The sequence below is a fragment of the Streptomyces sp. P9-A2 genome, assembly GCF_036634175.1.
In the GTDB taxonomy this organism is placed as follows: domain Bacteria; phylum Actinomycetota; class Actinomycetes; order Streptomycetales; family Streptomycetaceae; genus Streptomyces; species Streptomyces pratens.
Genome location: NZ_JAZIFX010000001.1, coordinates 4,501,896 through 4,518,163, shown reverse-complemented (window position 1 = coordinate 4,518,163; position 16,268 = coordinate 4,501,896). Strand labels below are relative to the sequence as shown.

The following is a 16,268-nucleotide window of genomic DNA, read 5'->3' as shown; positions in this document are numbered from 1 at the left end:
TTCTTCGGACGGTACCCCAGCATTGCCCCCCGAAGCTGCGAGGGACAGTCGGCATTCGCGTCCACGCATGCTCCAACGGCGCGGACGCCGCCGGGGTTCCCGATCACATACGGCGCCGCGGCCGCGATTGCTCAGCCGCCGTAGACATGAGGCGCGAGCGTGCCCACGAACGGGATGTTGCGGTACTTCTCGGCGTAGTCCAGGCCGTAGCCGACGACGAACTCGTTGGGGATGTCGAAGCCGACCCATTCCACGTCGATGTTGACCTTGGCGGCCTCGGGCTTGCGCAGGAGCGTGCACACCTTGAGGGAGGCGGGCTCGCGCGAGCCGAGGTTGGAGATCAGCCATGACAGGGTCAGGCCGGAGTCGATGATGTCCTCGACGATCAGGACGTGCTTCCCCTTGATGTCGGTGTCGAGGTCCTTGAGGATCCGCACCACACCGGAGGACTGGGTACCCGCCCCGTACGAGGATACGGCCATCCAGTCCATCGTGACCGGGGTGGACAGCGCCCGCGCGAGGTCGGCCATGACCATCACCGCGCCCTTGAGGACGCCGACGATCAGCAGTTCCTTGTCCGCGTACTCCGCGTCGATCTTCGCGGCCAGCTCAGCCAGCTTGGCGTCGATCTCTTCCTTGGTGATGAGCACCTTCTCGAGGTCGGCACCCATGTCTTTCGCGTCCACCCGCATCACTTTCGGTCGTCCCAGCGGCTGTCCCGTACTGTCCGCGGCTCTGCCGAGGATACGTTTTTCAGCCTTGCCGAATCACCAGTCTGCCACCCTGGCGACGGGCCACGACCCGGCCGGGGAGATTGATGGCCCCCTGACCGCGCCAGCCGGTGATCAGCCGGTCGACCTCCTCGATGTGCCGGGCGAACAGCGAACCGGCCGGGGCTCCCGCGTCGATGGCCGCACGGCGCAGCACACGGCGGCGCACGGCGGGCGGGAGGGCGTGCAGCCCCGCGCACTCCAGCCGGCCGTCGGCGTCGCGGACGCCGGCCTCGGCCCGGCCGGCCCAGGCGTCGAGGGCGTCGGCGTCGTCGCGGGAGAGCTGGGCCGTCCGGGCGAGCGCCTCGACGACGCCCTTGCCGAGGGCCTTCTCCAGGGCGGGCAGACCCTCGTGGCGCAGCCGGGACCGGGTGTAGGCGGGGTCGGTGTTGTGCGGGTCGTCCCAGACGGGGAGGGACTGGGCCATGCACGCCGTGCGGGCCGTCTGCCGGTCGAGCCGCAGGAAGGGTCTGCGATAACGGCCGGCGGCTCCCGAGACCGCGGCCATTCCGGACAGGGAGCGGATACCGGAGCCGCGGGCGAGTCCCAGCAGGACGGTCTCCGCCTGGTCGTCACGGGTGTGGCCGAGCAGGACGGCGACGGCACCGTGCCGTTCGGCGGCGGCGTCGAGGGCGGCATAGCGGGCGTCGCGGGCGGCGGCCTCGGGTCCGCCGTCGCGGCCGACGGTGACGGCGACGGGCTCGACGGGGTCGAGGCCCAGTCCGCGCAGGCGCAGGGTCACTTCGGCGGCCCGCAGATCGGAGCCGGCCTGGAGGCCGTGGTCGACGGTGACACCGCCGGCGCGCACGCCGAGGCGGGGTGCCTCGAAGGCGAGGGCGGAGGCGAGTGCCATGGAGTCGGCGCCGCCGGAGCAGGCCACGAGCACGAGCGGGGACGGTTCACGCTCGCGCGGGGCCCCGGGGATGCGGCCGGGCCCGCCGGGCCCGGCGGGGGTCCGGCTGTGTTCGCCGGGGTCCCGGGTGTGTTCGTCGAGGTTTCGGGTGTGTTCGTCGAGGATGTCGTGGAGTACGCGGCGGACCGCCAGGCGTATCGCCGCGACCGCAGGATGGGGACCCATGTCCGGTTCCCTTCATGAAGTTCTTCGGGAGGTGAGCGCCCCGGATCGGTCACTCAGAGTGTGTAGATGGTGACAGAGTCGGGACGTTCCCCGAGCATTGCACGCCTACTCTTCGCTCACGGTCCCTCGGACGGGTGATTGAGGGCCCGTCCGCCGGATTGACTTCACTCCGTCCCATCTCGCCCCGTTTGCAACCCTGTTACCGGGTGTCGCACCGGCCCGTACCCGCGCGGCGTACGCCCGGCGTTCGGGTGCACGCGCGGCGCACGCTCGATTCACGCCTCGGGTTTGCGGTTCACGCCTCGGGTTTGCGGTGCACGCGGGTGACCCACTCCGCGGGCTTGGCGATCTCCGCCTTGGTGGGGAGGGTGTTGGGCGAGGTCCACACCCGGTTGAAGCCGTCCATGCCGACCTCCTCGACCACCGCGCGGACGAAGCGTTCGCCGTCGCGGTACTGGCGGAGCTTGGCGTCCAGGCCGAGCAGTTTGCGCAGGGCCAGGTCCAGGCGGGAGGCGCCCTTCGCGCGGCGCTGTTGGAACTTCTCGCGGATCTCGGCGACGCTCGGCACGACCTCGGGCCCGACGCCGTCCATCACGAAGTCGGCGTGTCCCTCCAGCAGGGACATCACCGCCGTGAGCCGGCCGAGGATCTCCCGTTGGGCGGGCGTCTGCACGAGTTCGACGAGGGAGCGCCCGTCGTCCTCGGCCTCCTCGCCCTCGGGCCGGCCGCCGGCGAAGGACTGGACGGCCTGGCGGACCCGCTCCAGGACGGTCATGGGGTCGACGTCGGTCTCCCCGAGGAACGACTGGACCTCGCCCTGCATGTGGTCACGCAGCCAGGGCACGGCGGAGAACTGGGTGCGGTGGGTCTCCTCGTGCAGGCACACCCACAGTCGGAAGTCGTGGGGATCCACGTCGAGTTCGCGTTCCACGTGGACGATGTTGGGGGCGACGAGCAGCAGTCTGCCCCCGCCGTTCGGCGCGTCGGCCGGGCCGCCGGCCGGCAGGTCGCGGGTGGCGGGGGCGAAGGTCTCGTACTGGCCGAGGACGCGGGAGGCGAGGAAGGACAGCAGCATGCCGACCTCGACGCCGGTGACCTTGCCGCCGACGGTGCCGAGGAGGACCCCGCCGGGCGAAGTGCCGCGCCGTTCCTGCATCTTGTCGAGGAGCGGCTTGAGCAGTTCGCGGAAGCCGGCGACGTTGGCCCGGACCCAGCCCGGCCGGTCGACGACGAGGACGGGGGTGTCGTGCGTCTCGTCGGTGCCCAGCCGGGTGAAGCCCCGGACGTGCGTCTCGGACGCCTTCGCGTGCTTGCGCAGCTCCGTGACGACGGCCCGGGCCTCGTCACGGCTCACATCGGGGCCCGGCCGCATGAGCCGGGTCGCGGTCGTGACCGCGAGATCCCAGTCGACCATCCCGGAAGAGGCAGCACCACCGAAACTCGTCATGTCGCAACGGTACGTGAGGAGCGCGGCGCGGGGCAGGGCGGCGAGGCAGCCGGCCGGAGGTGGAAGTCACCGGCAGCCGCACGCCGCCAGGGCCGTGGCCGCCTTGTCCAGGGCGGTCTGGGCGGCCGTCGGGTCGGTGGTGCCGGTCGCCAGGAAGGCGAAGGCGAGCAGCCGGCCCTCCCGGTCGACGACGGTGCCCGCCAGGGCGTTGACGCCGGTGAGCGTGCCGGTCTTGGCCCGTACGACGCCGGCCGCGCCGTCGGCGTAGCGGCCGGTGAGGGTGCCGGTGAAGCCGGCGACGGGCAGGCCGGTGAGGACCGGGCGCAGTTCCGGGTGGGCGGGGTCGCCGGACTTCACGAGCAGCGCGGTGAGCAGGCCGGCGGTGAGCCGGTTGTCGCGGTCGAGGCCGCTGCCGTCCTTGAACGCGACCCCTTTCAGCGGAACCCCGAGCTTCTGGAGCTGGGCGCGGACCGCGGCGGCGGCGCCCGCGAAGTCGGCGCGTTCGCCGGCCGCGATCGCGGTCTGGCGGGCGAGGGCCTCGGCGAGGTCGTTGTCGCTGTTGGTGAGCATCCGTTCGACCAGGGTGGCGAGCGGGGGTGAGGAGACCGTGGCGAGGGCGCCGGCGCGGGCCGTGGACTTCGACGGGCCGGGGGGCGTGGCCTTGATGCCATGGTCCTTCAGGAATGCGCCGAACTTCCGCGCGGCGTCGGCGGCGGGGTCGGCGACGCGGTCCGCGGGGCCGCTGGCGGAGTCGTTGAGGCGGGCCTCGTCGGCCATCAGGGGGGTGAGGGCGGCGAGGTTGGGGTTGACCCCGATCGGGTGCCGTTCGCCGCCCGCGTAGAGGGTGGTGTCGTACGACAGGGTCACCTCGCGCACGCCGCGTTCGGCGAGGGCGGCGGCGGTCCGGCCGGCGAGGTCCCGCAGGCTCGCCGAGCCGGCGGGGTTCTTCTCCCGGGCGGTGAGGGTGGGGTCGCCGCCGCCGACGAGGATGACCTCTTTCGTGTCGGGTTCGAAGGTGGCGCGGGTGGTCAGCCGGTGGTCGGGGCCGAGCGCGGTGAGGACGGCGACGGCGGTGGCGATCTTCGTGGTGGAGGCAGGGGTGAGGGCGGCGCCGGGATCGTCGCCGTACACGCTCCTGCCGGTGGACACGTCGGCCACGGAGGCGGATAGGTCGCCGAACGCCGGGGACTTCAGCAGCGGGGCGAGGGTGCCCGTGAGGGCCTTCCCGCCGGGCGCCGACTTCACGGTGGTGGCGCCGCCCCCGAGGCCGGTGAGTACGGAGGGGGCGCTGGGGGCCGTCCGGGGGCCGCGCGGCGGGGTACCGGCGTTGCCGCGGGTGTCGCCGTGAGCTGCGCCACGCGTGGCCTCCAGGGCCACCGCCCGGTCCTGCTCGGCCGTACGCCTGCCGGTGGAGTCCCAGGGACCGGCGGCGGTCACCGCTCCCGCGGCCAGCACCGTTCCGGCGGTGGCCGCGACCGCGGTGAACCGCCAGGTCCTCGACCAGGTCCCCGGCCAGGCCGCCGACCGCGTGATCCGTGACCCGGCGGCCGTGGCGACACCCGCGGGACGATTCGGCCGCAACCGTGCCAGACGCGGCCGGACAGCCGCCGCGGTCCGTGCCAGGCGAGGGCGTACGGCGCCCGTGAACCGTGCCACATGCGGTCTCACGGCCCGCCAAGGCCTCAGCTCCGGCACGACCACCAGCCCCTTTCGCGATCACACACCTGCGTGAGGGACACTTAACCACCAGAACTATGTGCTGATCATGGAGGAGCGTCCGGTGGAGTTCGACGTCACGATCGAGATCCCGAAGGGTTCGCGGAACAAGTACGAGGTGGACCACGAGACGGGTCGGATCCGTTTGGACCGTCGGCTCTTCACCTCGACCGCCTACCCGACCGACTACGGCTTCGTCGAGAACACTCTCGGTGAGGACGGCGACCCACTGGACGCGCTGGTCATTCTCGACGAGCCGACGTTCCCGGGCTGTCTGATCCGCTGCCGCGCGATCGGCATGTTCCGGATGACGGACGAGGCCGGCGGCGACGACAAGCTGCTGTGCGTCCCCTCGACGGACCCGCGCGTGGAGCACCTGCGGGACATCCACCACGTGTCGGAGTTCGACCGGCTGGAGATCCAGCACTTCTTCGAGGTCTACAAGGACCTCGAGCCGGGCAAGTCGGTCGAGGGCGCCGACTGGGTCGGCCGGACGGACGCCGAGATCGAGATCGAGCGGTCCTACAAGCGTTTCAAGGACACGGGCGGCCACTGAGCCCCCTGAGCACGAGACGCGGAACGGGCCGCACACCTATGTGTGCGGCCCGTTCCGCTGTCCGTGCGCATACTGAGCCCTGGGGGTCGCCGGCCTGGCCCCGACGGGGGCGCAGGTACAACGGACGTGTCGTACAGGGAGCGCAGCACAGGTGACGGACACGGAGGACCGCAAGCCCCGGTCGGACGAGGCGAGGAGCCCCTTCAGCGCTCCGGTGGGACTGACGGCTTCGACGGATACCGAGTCGACGACGTCGGAGTTCGCCGTCCCGGAAGGGCTGGCGCTCACGAGCGCCGGACGAGGCCCCACGGAGTCGGAGACGACGTCGGAGTTCGCCCTGCCCCAGGGCCTGGACGTGGCTCCGCAGCCACCCGCCGAGGCGGAGGGATCGGCGTTCAACCTGCCGCGCACGTACCAGGCCAAGCAGGCTCCGTCGGCGTTCACCCCGCCGCGCGGGACCCCGGCCGTCTCGCTGCACCGGGACGCGCCCTGGCAGGACCGGATGCGCACCATGCTGCGCATGCCGGTGACCGAGCGGCCGGCGCCGGAGCAGGTGCACCGGCACGACGACGAGACCGGGCCCGCCGTACCGCGCGTGCTCGACCTGACGCTGCGTATCGGGGAGCTGCTGCTGGCGGGCGGCGAGGGCGCGGAGGACGTGGAGGGCGCGATGTTCGCCGTCTGCCGCTCCTACGGCCTGGACCAGTGCGAGCCGACCGCCACCTTCACCCTGCTGTCGATCTCCCACCAGCCGTCGCTGGTGGAGGACCCGGTGACCGCGTCGCGCACGGTGCGCCGCCGGGGCACCGACTACACCCGGCTCGCGGCCGTGTACCAGCTGGTGGACGACCTCAGCGACGACGAGACGCACATCTCCCTGGAGGAGTCCTACCGGCGGCTCGCGGAGATCCGCCGCAACCGGCACCCCTACCCCACCTGGGTACTGAACGCGGCCAGCGGGCTGCTGGCGGGCTCGGCGTCGGTGCTGGTCGGCGGTGGTGTCCTGGTGTTCTTCGCCGCGGCGATGGGCGCGATGCTCGGTGACCGGCTGGCATGGAAGTGCGCCGACCGGGGTCTGCCGGAGTTCTACCAGTTCACGGTGGCCGCGATGCCGCCGGCCGCGATCGGCGTCGCGCTGACGCTGGCGCACGCGGATGTGAAGGCGTCCGCGGTGATCACCGGTGGACTGTTCGCCCTGCTGCCGGGGCGGGCCCTGGTGGCAGGCGTGCAGGACGGCCTGACCGGCTTCTACATCACCGCGGCCGCGCGGCTCCTGGAGGTCCTGTACTTCTTCACGGCCATCGTGATCGGGGTGCTGGTGGTGCTCTACTTCGGCGTGCAGCTGGGCGCCCAGCTGAACCCGGACGCGGCACTCGGCCAGTCCGAGCGGCCGCTGTGGCAGATCGCCGCCTCGCTCACACTGTCGCTGGCCTTCGCGGTCCTGCTCCAGCAGGAGCGGGCCACGGTGCTGCTGGTCACCCTCAACGGCGGCGTCGCCTGGGTGGTGTACGGCGCGATGGCCTACCCGGGCGACATCTCTCCGGTGGCCTCCACCGCCGCGGCGGCGGGCCTGGTCGGGTTGTTCGGGCAGTTGCTGGCCCGGTACCGGTTCGCTTCGGCGCTGCCGTACGTCACGGCGGCGATCGGTCCCCTGCTGCCCGGTTCCGCCACGTACTTCGGTCTGCTGGCGATCGCCCAGAACGAGGTGGACGCGGGTCTGGTGTCCCTCTCGAAGGCCGTGGCGCTCGCCATGGCCATCGCGATCGGGGTGAACCTCGGTTCGGAGATCTCCCGGCTGTTCCTGCGGATCGGCTCCGCCGAGAAGCGCAGGGCGGCGAAGCGGACACGTGGTTTCTGAGACGGGGCCGCCCTGTCCCCGGCACCCGACCTCCGGACACACAGGCCCCCGGACACACGGATCCCCGGGGTGCGCGGATGTCGCGCGCCCCGGGGACGGGTTCGGTGCGGCGGCTCAGTAGCCCTGGTTGTAGGGCTGCTGCCGACGGGGGTCCGGGCCCTGGGCCTGTCCCGGGCCGCCCTGACCCTGGGCGTGGGGGTGCTGCCCCTGGGCCTGAGGGTGCTGCCCGCCGTAGTACTGGTCGTAGCCGCCCTGGTCATTGCCGTACGGCTGTTGGGGTTGCTGGGGCTGTTGGGGCTGTTGGGGCTGCTGCTGCGGGTAGCCCTGGTTGCCGTAGGGCTGCTGGGGCTGTGGGGCCTGTGGGGCCTGCTGCCGGGGCGGCGGTCCGTCCGGGGTGATGCGGCGGAGCTGGGTCGTGGCGTCGTCCATGACCGGCTGGGCGTACTGGGGGGCCTGCCGGTCGTACGCGTCGTACTCGCCCTGCTGCGGGGCGTCCGCGTTCTCGCCGCCGCCGCGCTTCTTCTTGGCCCGCTCCCGCAGGAACTCGATGATGATCGGGACCACCGAGAGGAAGACGATCAGGATGAGGATCGTCTCGACGTTTTCCTTGATGAAGCCGATCTGGCCGAGCCAGTAGCCGGCGAGCGTGACGCCCGAGCCCCAGGCCACACCGCCGATGAGGTTGTATGTGAGGAAGGTGCGGTACTTCATCCGGCCGGCACCGGCCGTGATGGGGGCGAAGGTGCGCACGATCGGTACGAAGCGGGCCAGGACGATCGCCTTGGGACCGTACTTCTCCATGAACTCGTGGGCCTTCTCCAGGTTCTCCTGTTTGAAGAGCTTGGAGTTGGGTCGGCTGAAGAGTCTCGGGCCGAAGAACTTGCCGATCATGTAGCCGACTTGGTCGCCCAGGACGGCGGCGATCACTATCAGCGTGCACACCAGCCACAGCGGCTGGCTGATGTAGCTGCCCTCCGCCACGAAGAGGCCCGCCGTGAACAGCAGGGAGTCACCGGGCAGGAACGCGAAGAATCCGGACTCGGCGAAGACGATCAGCAGGATGCCGGTAAGGCTGAAGGTCTCGATCAGATAGTCCGGGCTCAGCCACTCCGGGCCGAGCGCAAGGGTGGTCACGGGGCTGTGGCTCCTGCTGGTTGAGGGGGCGGGCGGAGACTGGTTGCCAAAACTACCAACGCAGCCGTCTCGGCCCAGGTTCCACGGGCGTACCCAGGATTGCACCGTTCCCTTTCCCCCACGAAGCTGGGGCCATGGGCATCGAGGAGTACGGCGGTGGACAGGGCCCCGGGGCCGACGTCCTGGTGGTCACGACGAACGACGTCCCGGGGTACAGGGTGCGGGAGGTGATCGGAGAGGTCTTCGGGCTGACCGTGATTCCCCAAGCTCTCGGCTTCTCCCCCAGCTACCGCTGGGAGGTGCCCCCAGAGCAGGGGAGACCCCATTCGGCATCTCGGCAGCCAGATCGGCGCGGGTCTGAAGTCGATGGTCGGCGGCGAGCTCAAAGGGCTGACCAAGACGCTGGTGGAGACCCGCGACCAGGCCGTGGAGCGCCTGGTCGAGCAGGCACGCGCGCGGGGCGCCAACGATGTGCCGGCGTTCCGCTTCGACGTCACGGACGCCTCGGACGTGGGCGCCGAGGTGTGCGCGTACGGCACCGCGGTGGTGCTCGTACGCGATTGAGCGCGCGGACGGCCGCCCGGCCCCGGGGAGGGACCGGGCGGCCGCCGCGGGGTCGCCGGGCGGTCACCGCGCGGTACGGGATCAGCCGCCGTGCCGGGCCGCGTTGGCGACGATCGCGTCACGCAGGTAGACCGCCAGACCGGGGCGGATGTTCTCGTACGTCCGCGTGAAGCGCGGGTCGGCGACGTACATCTCACCCAGGCAGGTGTGCGTCTCGTGCCCGCAGTCGTAGTACGCGCCCGTGATGAACAGCCGGTGCTCCTCCGCCGTGTCCATGGCCTGCTCGGAGTCGGCCGGGGTACCGGCGGACATCAGGTCGGCCATGCGCAGGTGGAGGGAGTCGAACTCCTCGGTGACGCGTTTCCAGTCGTCCTTGGTGTAGGACGCGGTCCGCTGCCGGGACTGCCGGTGGGCGTCGGTGTCACCCCAGCGCTCCTGGACCTCGTCCTCGTACTGGTCCGGGTCGGAGTCCCCGAACACCTCGAACCGTTCCTCGGGCGTCAGACTGATCCCCATCGTGCGTGCCTCCATGGCGTGCTCCACGGCCGCCACCATCCTCCGCAGCTTCTCGATCCGGGCGGTCAGCAGGTCGTGCTGCCGGCGCAGGTGCGCGCGCGGGTCCGCTTTTCCGGTGGCCTGATCGTCGAGCAGGGCGGCGACCTCGTCGAGCGGGAAGCCGAGCTCCCGGTAGAACAGGATCTGCTGCAGCCGGTCGAGGTCGGCGTCGGTGTAACGCCGGTGACCCGCGTGGCTGCGCTCGCTCGGGGCGAGCAGGCCGATGGCGTCGTAGTGGTGCAGGGTGCGCACCGTGACCCCGGCGAAGCCGGCCACCTGTCCCACGGAATGACTCACTTCCGCTCCCTTCTCGGTACGCACTCCACCCTGGGTCCTCACGCCACGTGAGGTGCAAGCCGGATGCCTCCGGCCGTTTCACGCCGGCCGCCCGTGCACGCCTGCCCGTGCACACCGCCCGTGCACGCCCGCTCTGTACGCCGACCGATTCACGCCGACCGTTTCATGCGATTTCATACCGCTTTGAGCGCTTGATCCTCATATCGTGTGCGCGTGGTCCAGGACAGCGCGCAGCAGGAACCCTCCGCCGCCCCGGCGACCCGGGCACGCGACCTGCTGCCGTCCGTCGTCCCCGCGCTGGTCGTGGGGGTGGCGTGCAGCCTGCTGCTGGTGGGCGTGAGCCTGGCGGCCGAGGAACTCCAGGACGTGCTGTGGCAGACCCTGCCGGACGCGCTCGGGGTCGGCAGGTACTCCGTGCTGTGGATGTTCGTCGTGCTGGTCGCCACCGGGATCGCGGTCGGTCTGGTGGTGTGGAAGGTGCCGGGCCACGCCGGCCCCGATCCGGCGACGACCGGCCTCGACGCCCCGGTGCTGCCGCCCGTGGTGCTGCCGGGGCTGTTGCTGGCGAGCGCTCTGATGCTGGCCGGCGGGCCGAGTCTGGGGCCCGAGAACCCGATCATCGCCGTGAACGTCGCCCTGGCGGTCTGGCTGGGCACCAGGGCCGCGCCCCGGGCCCCCGAGCGGGGCTGGGTGGTGCTCGCGGAAGCGGCGACGATCGGCGCGCTGTTCGGTACCCCGGTGGCCGCCGCGCTCGTCATCTCCGAGGCGCTGGCGGGGCAGCGGATCAAGGGGCACCTGTGGGACAGCCTCTTCGCACCGCTGACTGCCGGGGCGGCCGGCGCGCTCACCGCCGACCTGGTGTCGAGTCCGAGCTTCGACCTGGACCTGCCGCCGTTCGGCAGCCCCGGCTGGGCCGACCTGCTGTCCGCTCTCACGGTCGCCTCGGTGGGCGCGCTGCTCGGCATGTGCGCCGTCCACGCCTTCCCGTACGTCCACGGTGCCTTCCGGCGGCTTCGGCACCCGATGCTGATGCTTCCGGCGGGCGGGGCCGTGCTGGGCGCGCTGGCGGCCCTGGGCGGGCATCTGACGCTGTTCAAGGGGCTCGACGAGATCGCGGTGCTGGCGGCCGATCCCGGGGGCTGGTCGGCGGGCGAGTTCGCCACCATGACGGTGGTGAAGCTGGCCGCCCTGCTCGTCGCCGCGTCCTGCGGGTTCCGGGGCGGACGGATCTTCCCGGCCGTGTTCGTCGGCACCGCGCTCGGGCTGTGCGCCCACGCGCTGGTGCCCGGGGTACATCCGGCGGTGGGTGTGTCGGCAGGGGTTCTGGGGGTGCTGCTGGCCATCACCCGGCAGGGCTGGGTGAGCCTGTTCGTCGCCGCGGTCCTGGTCTCCTCGCCGGCCATCATCGCGCTCCTGTGCTTCGCGTCGCTGCCGGCCTGGCTGCTGGTGACGGGACGCCCGCAGATGCAGCTGCGGGCGGACGGGACACCGGTCCGGTGAACACCCGGCCGCCTGTGCGCCCCGGCCCGGCGACGACTCCCCCTCGCTCCCCTCGCTCCCCGCGTTCCCCGCGCTTCCCGTGGTCGCTGTGGCCCTCGTGGGCCCACCCCCAGGAACTCCCGCACGATCCCGCCGTACGCGCTCCCGTACACACTCCCGGAGGTCTTCATGCCGCTGCACCATGCTCCCCGGCGCGATGAGCGCCCCCTGTCCGTCAATCCCTTCCTGGGCCCGGCCAACCCCATCGGGGACATGACCGAGGCGCCGCCCAAGCACCGGATGCCCGACGCGCCGATGGCGCCCACGACGGCGTACCAGCTGGTGCACGACGAGCTGATGCTGGACGGCAACGCACGGCTGAACCTGGCCACCTTCGTCACCACCTGGATGGAGCCTCAGGCCGGTCTCCTGATGGCGGAGTGCCGGGACAAGAACATGATCGACAAGGACGAGTACCCGCGCACCGCCGAGCTGGAGCGGCGCTGTGTGTCGATGCTCGCGGACCTGTGGCACGCGCCCGACCCGTCCGCGACCGTGGGCTGTTCGACGACGGGGTCGAGCGAGGCGTGCATGCTCGCCGGAATGGCGTTCAAGCACCGCTGGGCGCGGCGCAACGCCGACCGGTACCCGTCGAAGGACGCCCGGCCGAACCTCGTCATGGGTGTCAACGTCCAGGTCTGCTGGGATAAGTTCTGCACCTTCTGGGAGGTGGAGGCCCGTCAGGTGCCCATGGAGGGCGACCGCTTCCACCTCGACCCGAGGGCCGCCGCCGAACTCTGCGACGAGAACACCATCGGCGTCGTCGGCGTCATGGGCTCCACCTTCGACGGGTCCTACGAGCCGGTCGCGGACCTGTGCGCGGCGCTGGACGAGCTCCAGGAGCGCACCGGCCTCGACGTCCCGGTGCACGTCGACGGGGCGTCCGGCGCGATGGTCGCGCCCTTCCTCGACGAGGACCTGGTGTGGGACTTCCGCCTCCCGCGCGTGACGTCGATCAACACCTCGGGGCACAAGTACGGCCTGGTCTATCCGGGCGTCGGCTGGGCGCTGTGGCGGGACGCGGACGCCCTGCCGGAGGAACTGGTCTTCCGGGTGAACTACCTGGGCGGCGACATGCCGACGTTCGCCCTGAACTTCTCCCGTCCGGGCGCCCAGGTGGTGGCGCAGTACTACACGTTCCTGCGGCTGGGCCGCGACGGCTACCGCGCGGTGCAGCAGGCTTCCCGGGACGTGGCCGGCGGGCTCGCCCGACGGATCGGGGAGCTCGACGACTTCCGGCTGCTGACCCGGGGCGACGAGCTGCCGGTGTTCGCGTTCACGACCGCGCCCGGGGTGACGGCGTTCGACGTCTTCGACGTGTCCCGGCGGATGCGGGAGAGCGGCTGGCTGGTGCCCGCGTACACCTTCCCGGCGAACCGTCAGGACCTGTCGGTGCTGCGGGTGGTGTGCCGCAACGGCTTCTCCGAGGACCTCGCCGACCTGTTCGCCGAGGACCTGGACCGGCTCCTCCCGGAGCTGCGCCGGCAGCCGCACCCGTTGGACCGGGACAGGAAGGCGGCCACGGGGTTCCACCACTGAGCGGACCCGGCCCCGGGCCCGCTCAGTGGTGAGCGGGCCCGGGGCCGGGCCGCCGGGGCCGGCTAACGGCTCAGCCGCGCGAACCTGCGTACCGCCAGCGGGAAGAACACCGCGAGCAGCGCCAGGGGCCAGGCGACGGCCGCCCACACGTGCCCCGGTTCCCCGCCGGGACTGCCGAAGAGGTCGCGTACGGCCGTGGCCGTCTGGGACATCGGGTTCCACTGGACGACCGTGCCGAGCCAGTCGGGCATGGACTCGGGTACGGCGATGGCGTTGGACAGGAAACCGACCGGCCAGACCAGGATCTGCACCGCCTGCACCAGTTCGGGCTTCCCCGCCACCAGTGCCAGGTGGATGCCGATCCACAGCATCGCGAAACGGAACAGCAGGAGCAGCCCCACGGCACCCAGGAAGCCGACCGGGCCGCCCTGCGTGCGCCAGCCGAGCGCGGCGGCGACGGCGAGGAGCACCGCCAGGCCGAGCGCCGACTGGAGCATGTCGGCGGCGGAACGGCCGACCAGAACGGCACCGTTGGCCATCGGCATGGAGCGGAAGCGGTCGACGACGCCCTTGTTCAGGTCCTGGGTGACGGCGACCATGGTGCCCTCCAGGCCGAAGGCCATGGTGAGCGCGAGCATGCCGGGGAGCAGGTAGTCGAGGTAGGCGCCGCTCACGCCCCGGCCGCCGCCGATCAGGTAGCCGAACATCAGCAGCAGCATCACCGGGAAGACCAGGTTCACCACCACCGCCACCGGCTGGCGTCCCCAGCGGGCGAGTTCGCGGCGGGTCATGGTCCAGGAGTCGGTCAGGGCGTGGGTGGTCACGCGGTCTCCTTCACTCGCTCGTCGTGGCCGGTGAGCCGCAGGAACACCTCGTCGAGCGTCGGGCGCCTGAGGGCGATGTCCTCGGCCTGGATGTCCGCCTCCTCCAGTGCGCGGACGATCCCGGCCAGGGCCGCCATGCGGTCGGTGACCGGGGCGCTCAGCAGTCGGCGGTCGGTGTCCACGGTGATCCGGTCCTTCGGTACGGGCAGCAGGGCGACGGCCGCGCCCAGCTGCCCGGCGTCGCGCAGGACGACGTCGACGCGGTCGCCGCCGGTGGCCGCCTTGAGCTCGTCCGCCGTGCCGTCGGCGACGACCCGGCCGGCGTCCACGACCGAGACGCGGTCGGCGAGCTGGTCGGCCTCCTCCAGGTACTGGGTGGTGAGCAGGACGGTCGTACCGCCGTCGACCAGGGAGCGGACCGAGTCCCACACCTCCGCGCGGCCGCGCGGATCGAGACCGGTGGTCGGTTCGTCCAGGAAGAGCACCTCCGGTTCGGTGATCAGGGAGGCGGCGAGGTCCAGGCGGCGCCGCATGCCCCCGCTGTACTGCCGTACCGCCTTGCGGCCGGTTCCGGCGAGGTCGAAGCGCGCCAGGAGTTCGTCGGCCCGCGCACGGGCGCGTCGCGCGCCCAGGTGGTGCAGGCGGCCGAACAGTTCGAGGTTCTGCCGGCCGCCGAGCTCCTCGTCGAGGGCCGCGTGCTGGCCGAGCAGGCCGATGCGCCGGCGTACCGCGTACGCCTCGCGCACCACGTCGTGGCCCGCCACCTCGATCCGGCCCGCGTCGGGGCGCAGCAGGGTGGCCAGGACCCGGACCAGGGTGGTCTTGCCCGCGCCGTTCGGGCCGAGCACGCCGTGCACCGTGCCGCGCGCGACCGTGAGGTCCAGCCCGTCCAGCGCGGGCCTGCCGTGCTCTGTGATCCTCGTGCTCTTCGTGCTCCTCGTGCTCCTCGGGTTCTTCGCGCTCTTCGCGCTCTTCCCGCCGTACGTCTTGCGTGCTTCCTCGACGATGATCGCCGCGTCGGCCACTGCGACTCCCTTGCTAGTCAAATTTGACTACACGCTTTCGAAGGTAAGCGGCATCCAGCCCATTGGTCAAACTTGATTAATGGGCGGGCGACCGGATCAGCCCTCGTCCCCCGGGTGCCGCTCCCCCGTCGCGTACGGGTTCTCCTGGTCCTCGGCCAGGACACCGACGAACGGCTCGCCCTCCCCGGCGAAGGTGTAGGCCCCGGCCTCGATCCGCCCGATCAGCCCCCTGGTCCACTCGGCCTCGGCGTCGGCCGTGTGCACCCACAGGTTCATGATCTCGCCGATGTGCCCCAGCGGCTCGGGACCGCCCTCGGGCACGTAGTGCTCGGTGACCGCGGCCCGCCACTCCTCGATGCGCCGGATCCGCTCCTTGAGCAGCGCCGTCGCCTCCTGCCGCGGCAGGTCGACGACGAAGCCGATCGCCGCCGACTTCACGTCCGTCTTCTGGTCGTAGGAGACGAGGGCCTCGCGCAGCAGCCTGAAGTACTCCTCGTCGCCCGCCGCCGTGATCTCGTACTCGGTGCGCGGCGGACCGCCGGCCGTCGAGGGCGCGATCTCGTGCGCGTGCAGCAGTCCCTGCTTCGCCATCTGCTTCAGGGCGTGGTAGATCGAGCCGGGCTTGGCGTTGGACCACTCGTGCGCGCCCCAGTACTCCAGGTCGTTGCGTACCTGGTAGCCGTGGGCCCGCCCGTGCTGGCGCACCGCGCCGAGCACGAGGAGACGGATCGCTGACATGCGGTCCAGCGTAGGGCGCCACGGCTCACCCCCAGGAGTTGCCCTGTTCCTTGGCGACCAGTTCGAAGGCGGTGGCCCCGTCCAGGGATTCGCGGATGATGTCGGCGTGGCCGGCGTGCCGCGCGATCTCGCGGATCAGGTGCAGGCACAGCCAGCGCATCGAGAGCCACTCCTCCTTCGGGTTCCAGGACGTCTTCGCCAGCAGGAAGGTGTCGTCGAGGCTGGGCACCGCGCGGATGAACGACTCCGTCTCGGTGGCCACCTTCTCGTAGTACGCGAGCCAGGACTCCACGGTCTCGTCTCCGACCAGCCGGAAGCACTCGTGCCAGTTCGACTCGTCCCGGTGGACGGCCGGCGGCTCGCCCTTGGCCCGGGCGATCCAGACCTGCTCGATCTCGGCGACGTGCTTGAGCAGCCCGGCCAGGGACAGCTCACTGGCGGTGGGCCGCGACGCGGCCTGCTCGTCGGTGAGGCCGAGCACCGACCGGCGGATGCCCCCACGCTGCTCCTCGATGAAGGCCAGCAGCGCCCCCCGCTCGTCGCCCTGGGTCTCCGCGGGAACGTGAGTGACCATGACGGCCGCCTTTCGTCGGTGAGGGCTTCCGCCCCGGTTTCCCTGACACCGACG

14 protein-coding genes and 1 pseudogene are annotated in these 16,268 nt (G+C 71.6%); 5 read left to right on the top strand and 10 right to left on the bottom strand.

Annotation, left to right across the window (positions count from 1 at the left end):
* Positions 1 to 131: 131 nt before the first annotated feature.
* The 4 genes from hpt to dacB form a co-directional block, all read right to left on the bottom strand.
* Entirely contained in the window at positions 132 to 692 is a 561-nt protein-coding gene (gene hpt, locus V4Y04_RS20570; protein WP_332429655.1) for a hypoxanthine phosphoribosyltransferase, read from the bottom strand.
* 61 nt (positions 693 to 753) lie between these two features.
* The gene (gene tilS / locus V4Y04_RS20565) at positions 754 to 1,848 is read right to left on the bottom strand and encodes a tRNA lysidine(34) synthetase TilS (protein WP_332429654.1); all 1,095 of its coding nucleotides are present in this window, start codon (positions 1,846 to 1,848) and stop codon (positions 754 to 756) included.
* 295 nt (positions 1,849 to 2,143) lie between these two features.
* Positions 2,144 to 3,295, bottom strand: a complete 1,152-nt coding sequence (locus V4Y04_RS20560; RefSeq protein ID WP_332429653.1) for a zinc-dependent metalloprotease — start codon at positions 3,293 to 3,295, stop codon at positions 2,144 to 2,146.
* Between the two features lie 66 nt (positions 3,296 to 3,361).
* Complete coding sequence (gene dacB, locus V4Y04_RS20555; RefSeq protein ID WP_332429652.1) at positions 3,362 to 4,996, bottom strand: D-alanyl-D-alanine carboxypeptidase/D-alanyl-D-alanine endopeptidase; 1,635 nt, start codon at positions 4,994 to 4,996, stop codon at positions 3,362 to 3,364.
* Between the two features lie 79 nt (positions 4,997 to 5,075).
* Between dacB and V4Y04_RS20550 the strand changes: the two genes are divergently transcribed.
* Both V4Y04_RS20550 and V4Y04_RS20545 read left to right on the top strand, forming a co-directional pair.
* Positions 5,076 to 5,567, top strand: a complete 492-nt coding sequence (locus V4Y04_RS20550; protein ID WP_332429651.1) for an inorganic diphosphatase — start codon at positions 5,076 to 5,078, stop codon at positions 5,565 to 5,567.
* Positions 5,568 to 5,718: 151 nt separating this feature from the next.
* A complete protein-coding gene (locus V4Y04_RS20545) occupies positions 5,719 to 7,425 on the top strand; it encodes a threonine/serine ThrE exporter family protein (RefSeq protein ID WP_332429650.1) in 1,707 nt (568 codons plus the stop codon).
* Between the two features lie 114 nt (positions 7,426 to 7,539).
* Here V4Y04_RS20545 and V4Y04_RS20540 read toward each other — a convergent pair whose 3' ends face one another.
* Positions 7,540 to 8,559 (bottom strand): DedA family protein, encoded by a 1,020-nt coding sequence (locus V4Y04_RS20540; protein WP_332429649.1) that lies wholly within the window; start codon positions 8,557 to 8,559, stop codon positions 7,540 to 7,542.
* A 327-nt stretch (positions 8,560 to 8,886) separates the two neighbouring features.
* Here V4Y04_RS20540 and V4Y04_RS37785 point away from each other — a divergent pair.
* Positions 8,887 to 9,123 (top strand): annotated as a pseudogene (locus V4Y04_RS37785) (YbjQ family protein); the annotation flags it as partial.
* 81 nt (positions 9,124 to 9,204) lie between these two features.
* Here V4Y04_RS37785 and V4Y04_RS20530 read toward each other — a convergent pair.
* On the bottom strand, positions 9,205 to 9,975 hold the full coding sequence (locus V4Y04_RS20530) for a MerR family transcriptional regulator (protein WP_332429648.1): 771 nt from the start codon (positions 9,973 to 9,975) through the stop codon (positions 9,205 to 9,207).
* A 213-nt stretch (positions 9,976 to 10,188) separates the two neighbouring features.
* Between V4Y04_RS20530 and V4Y04_RS20525 the strand changes: the two genes are divergently transcribed.
* Together V4Y04_RS20525 and V4Y04_RS20520 are read left to right on the top strand one after the other, a co-directional pair.
* The gene (locus V4Y04_RS20525; protein ID WP_332429647.1) at positions 10,189 to 11,475 is read left to right on the top strand and encodes an ion channel protein; all 1,287 of its coding nucleotides are present in this window, start codon (positions 10,189 to 10,191) and stop codon (positions 11,473 to 11,475) included.
* A gap of 168 nt (positions 11,476 to 11,643) precedes the next feature.
* Positions 11,644 to 13,053 (top strand): glutamate decarboxylase, encoded by a 1,410-nt coding sequence (locus V4Y04_RS20520; protein WP_332429646.1) that lies wholly within the window; start codon positions 11,644 to 11,646, stop codon positions 13,051 to 13,053.
* Positions 13,054 to 13,115: 62 nt separating this feature from the next.
* Here V4Y04_RS20520 and V4Y04_RS20515 read toward each other — a convergent pair whose 3' ends face one another.
* From V4Y04_RS20515 to V4Y04_RS20500, 4 genes are all read right to left on the bottom strand, one after another.
* Positions 13,116 to 13,844 (bottom strand): ABC transporter permease, encoded by a 729-nt coding sequence (locus V4Y04_RS20515; protein ID WP_443080190.1) that lies wholly within the window; start codon positions 13,842 to 13,844, stop codon positions 13,116 to 13,118.
* 29 nt (positions 13,845 to 13,873) lie between these two features.
* Positions 13,874 to 14,902: an ATP-binding cassette domain-containing protein gene (locus V4Y04_RS20510; RefSeq protein WP_332429644.1), complete on the bottom strand. Its 1,029-nt coding sequence runs from the start codon at positions 14,900 to 14,902 to the stop codon at positions 13,874 to 13,876.
* Between the two features lie 96 nt (positions 14,903 to 14,998).
* Positions 14,999 to 15,640: a PadR family transcriptional regulator gene (locus V4Y04_RS20505; RefSeq protein ID WP_332429643.1), complete on the bottom strand. Its 642-nt coding sequence runs from the start codon at positions 15,638 to 15,640 to the stop codon at positions 14,999 to 15,001.
* A 25-nt stretch (positions 15,641 to 15,665) separates the two neighbouring features.
* Positions 15,666 to 16,214, bottom strand: coding sequence for a DinB family protein (locus V4Y04_RS20500; protein WP_332429642.1), 549 nt, complete (start codon positions 16,212 to 16,214; stop codon positions 15,666 to 15,668).
* Positions 16,215 to 16,268: the final 54 nt, after the last annotated feature.

Coding starts and splice junctions, on each gene's coding strand:
- V4Y04_RS20515 (WP_443080190.1), bottom strand. CDS start 13,844: ATGACCCGCCGCGAACTCGCCCGCTGGGGACGCCAGCCGGTGGCGGTG.
- V4Y04_RS20560 (WP_332429653.1), bottom strand. CDS start 3,295: ATGACGAGTTTCGGTGGTGCTGCCTCTTCCGGGATGGTCGACTGGGAT.
- tilS (WP_332429654.1), bottom strand. CDS start 1,848: ATGGGTCCCCATCCTGCGGTCGCGGCGATACGCCTGGCGGTCCGCCGC.
- hpt (WP_332429655.1), bottom strand. CDS start 692: ATGCGGGTGGACGCGAAAGACATGGGTGCCGACCTCGAGAAGGTGCTC.
- V4Y04_RS20500 (WP_332429642.1), bottom strand. CDS start 16,214: ATGGTCACTCACGTTCCCGCGGAGACCCAGGGCGACGAGCGGGGGGCG.
- V4Y04_RS20505 (WP_332429643.1), bottom strand. CDS start 15,640: ATGTCAGCGATCCGTCTCCTCGTGCTCGGCGCGGTGCGCCAGCACGGG.
- V4Y04_RS20520 (WP_332429646.1), top strand. CDS start 11,644: ATGCCGCTGCACCATGCTCCCCGGCGCGATGAGCGCCCCCTGTCCGTC.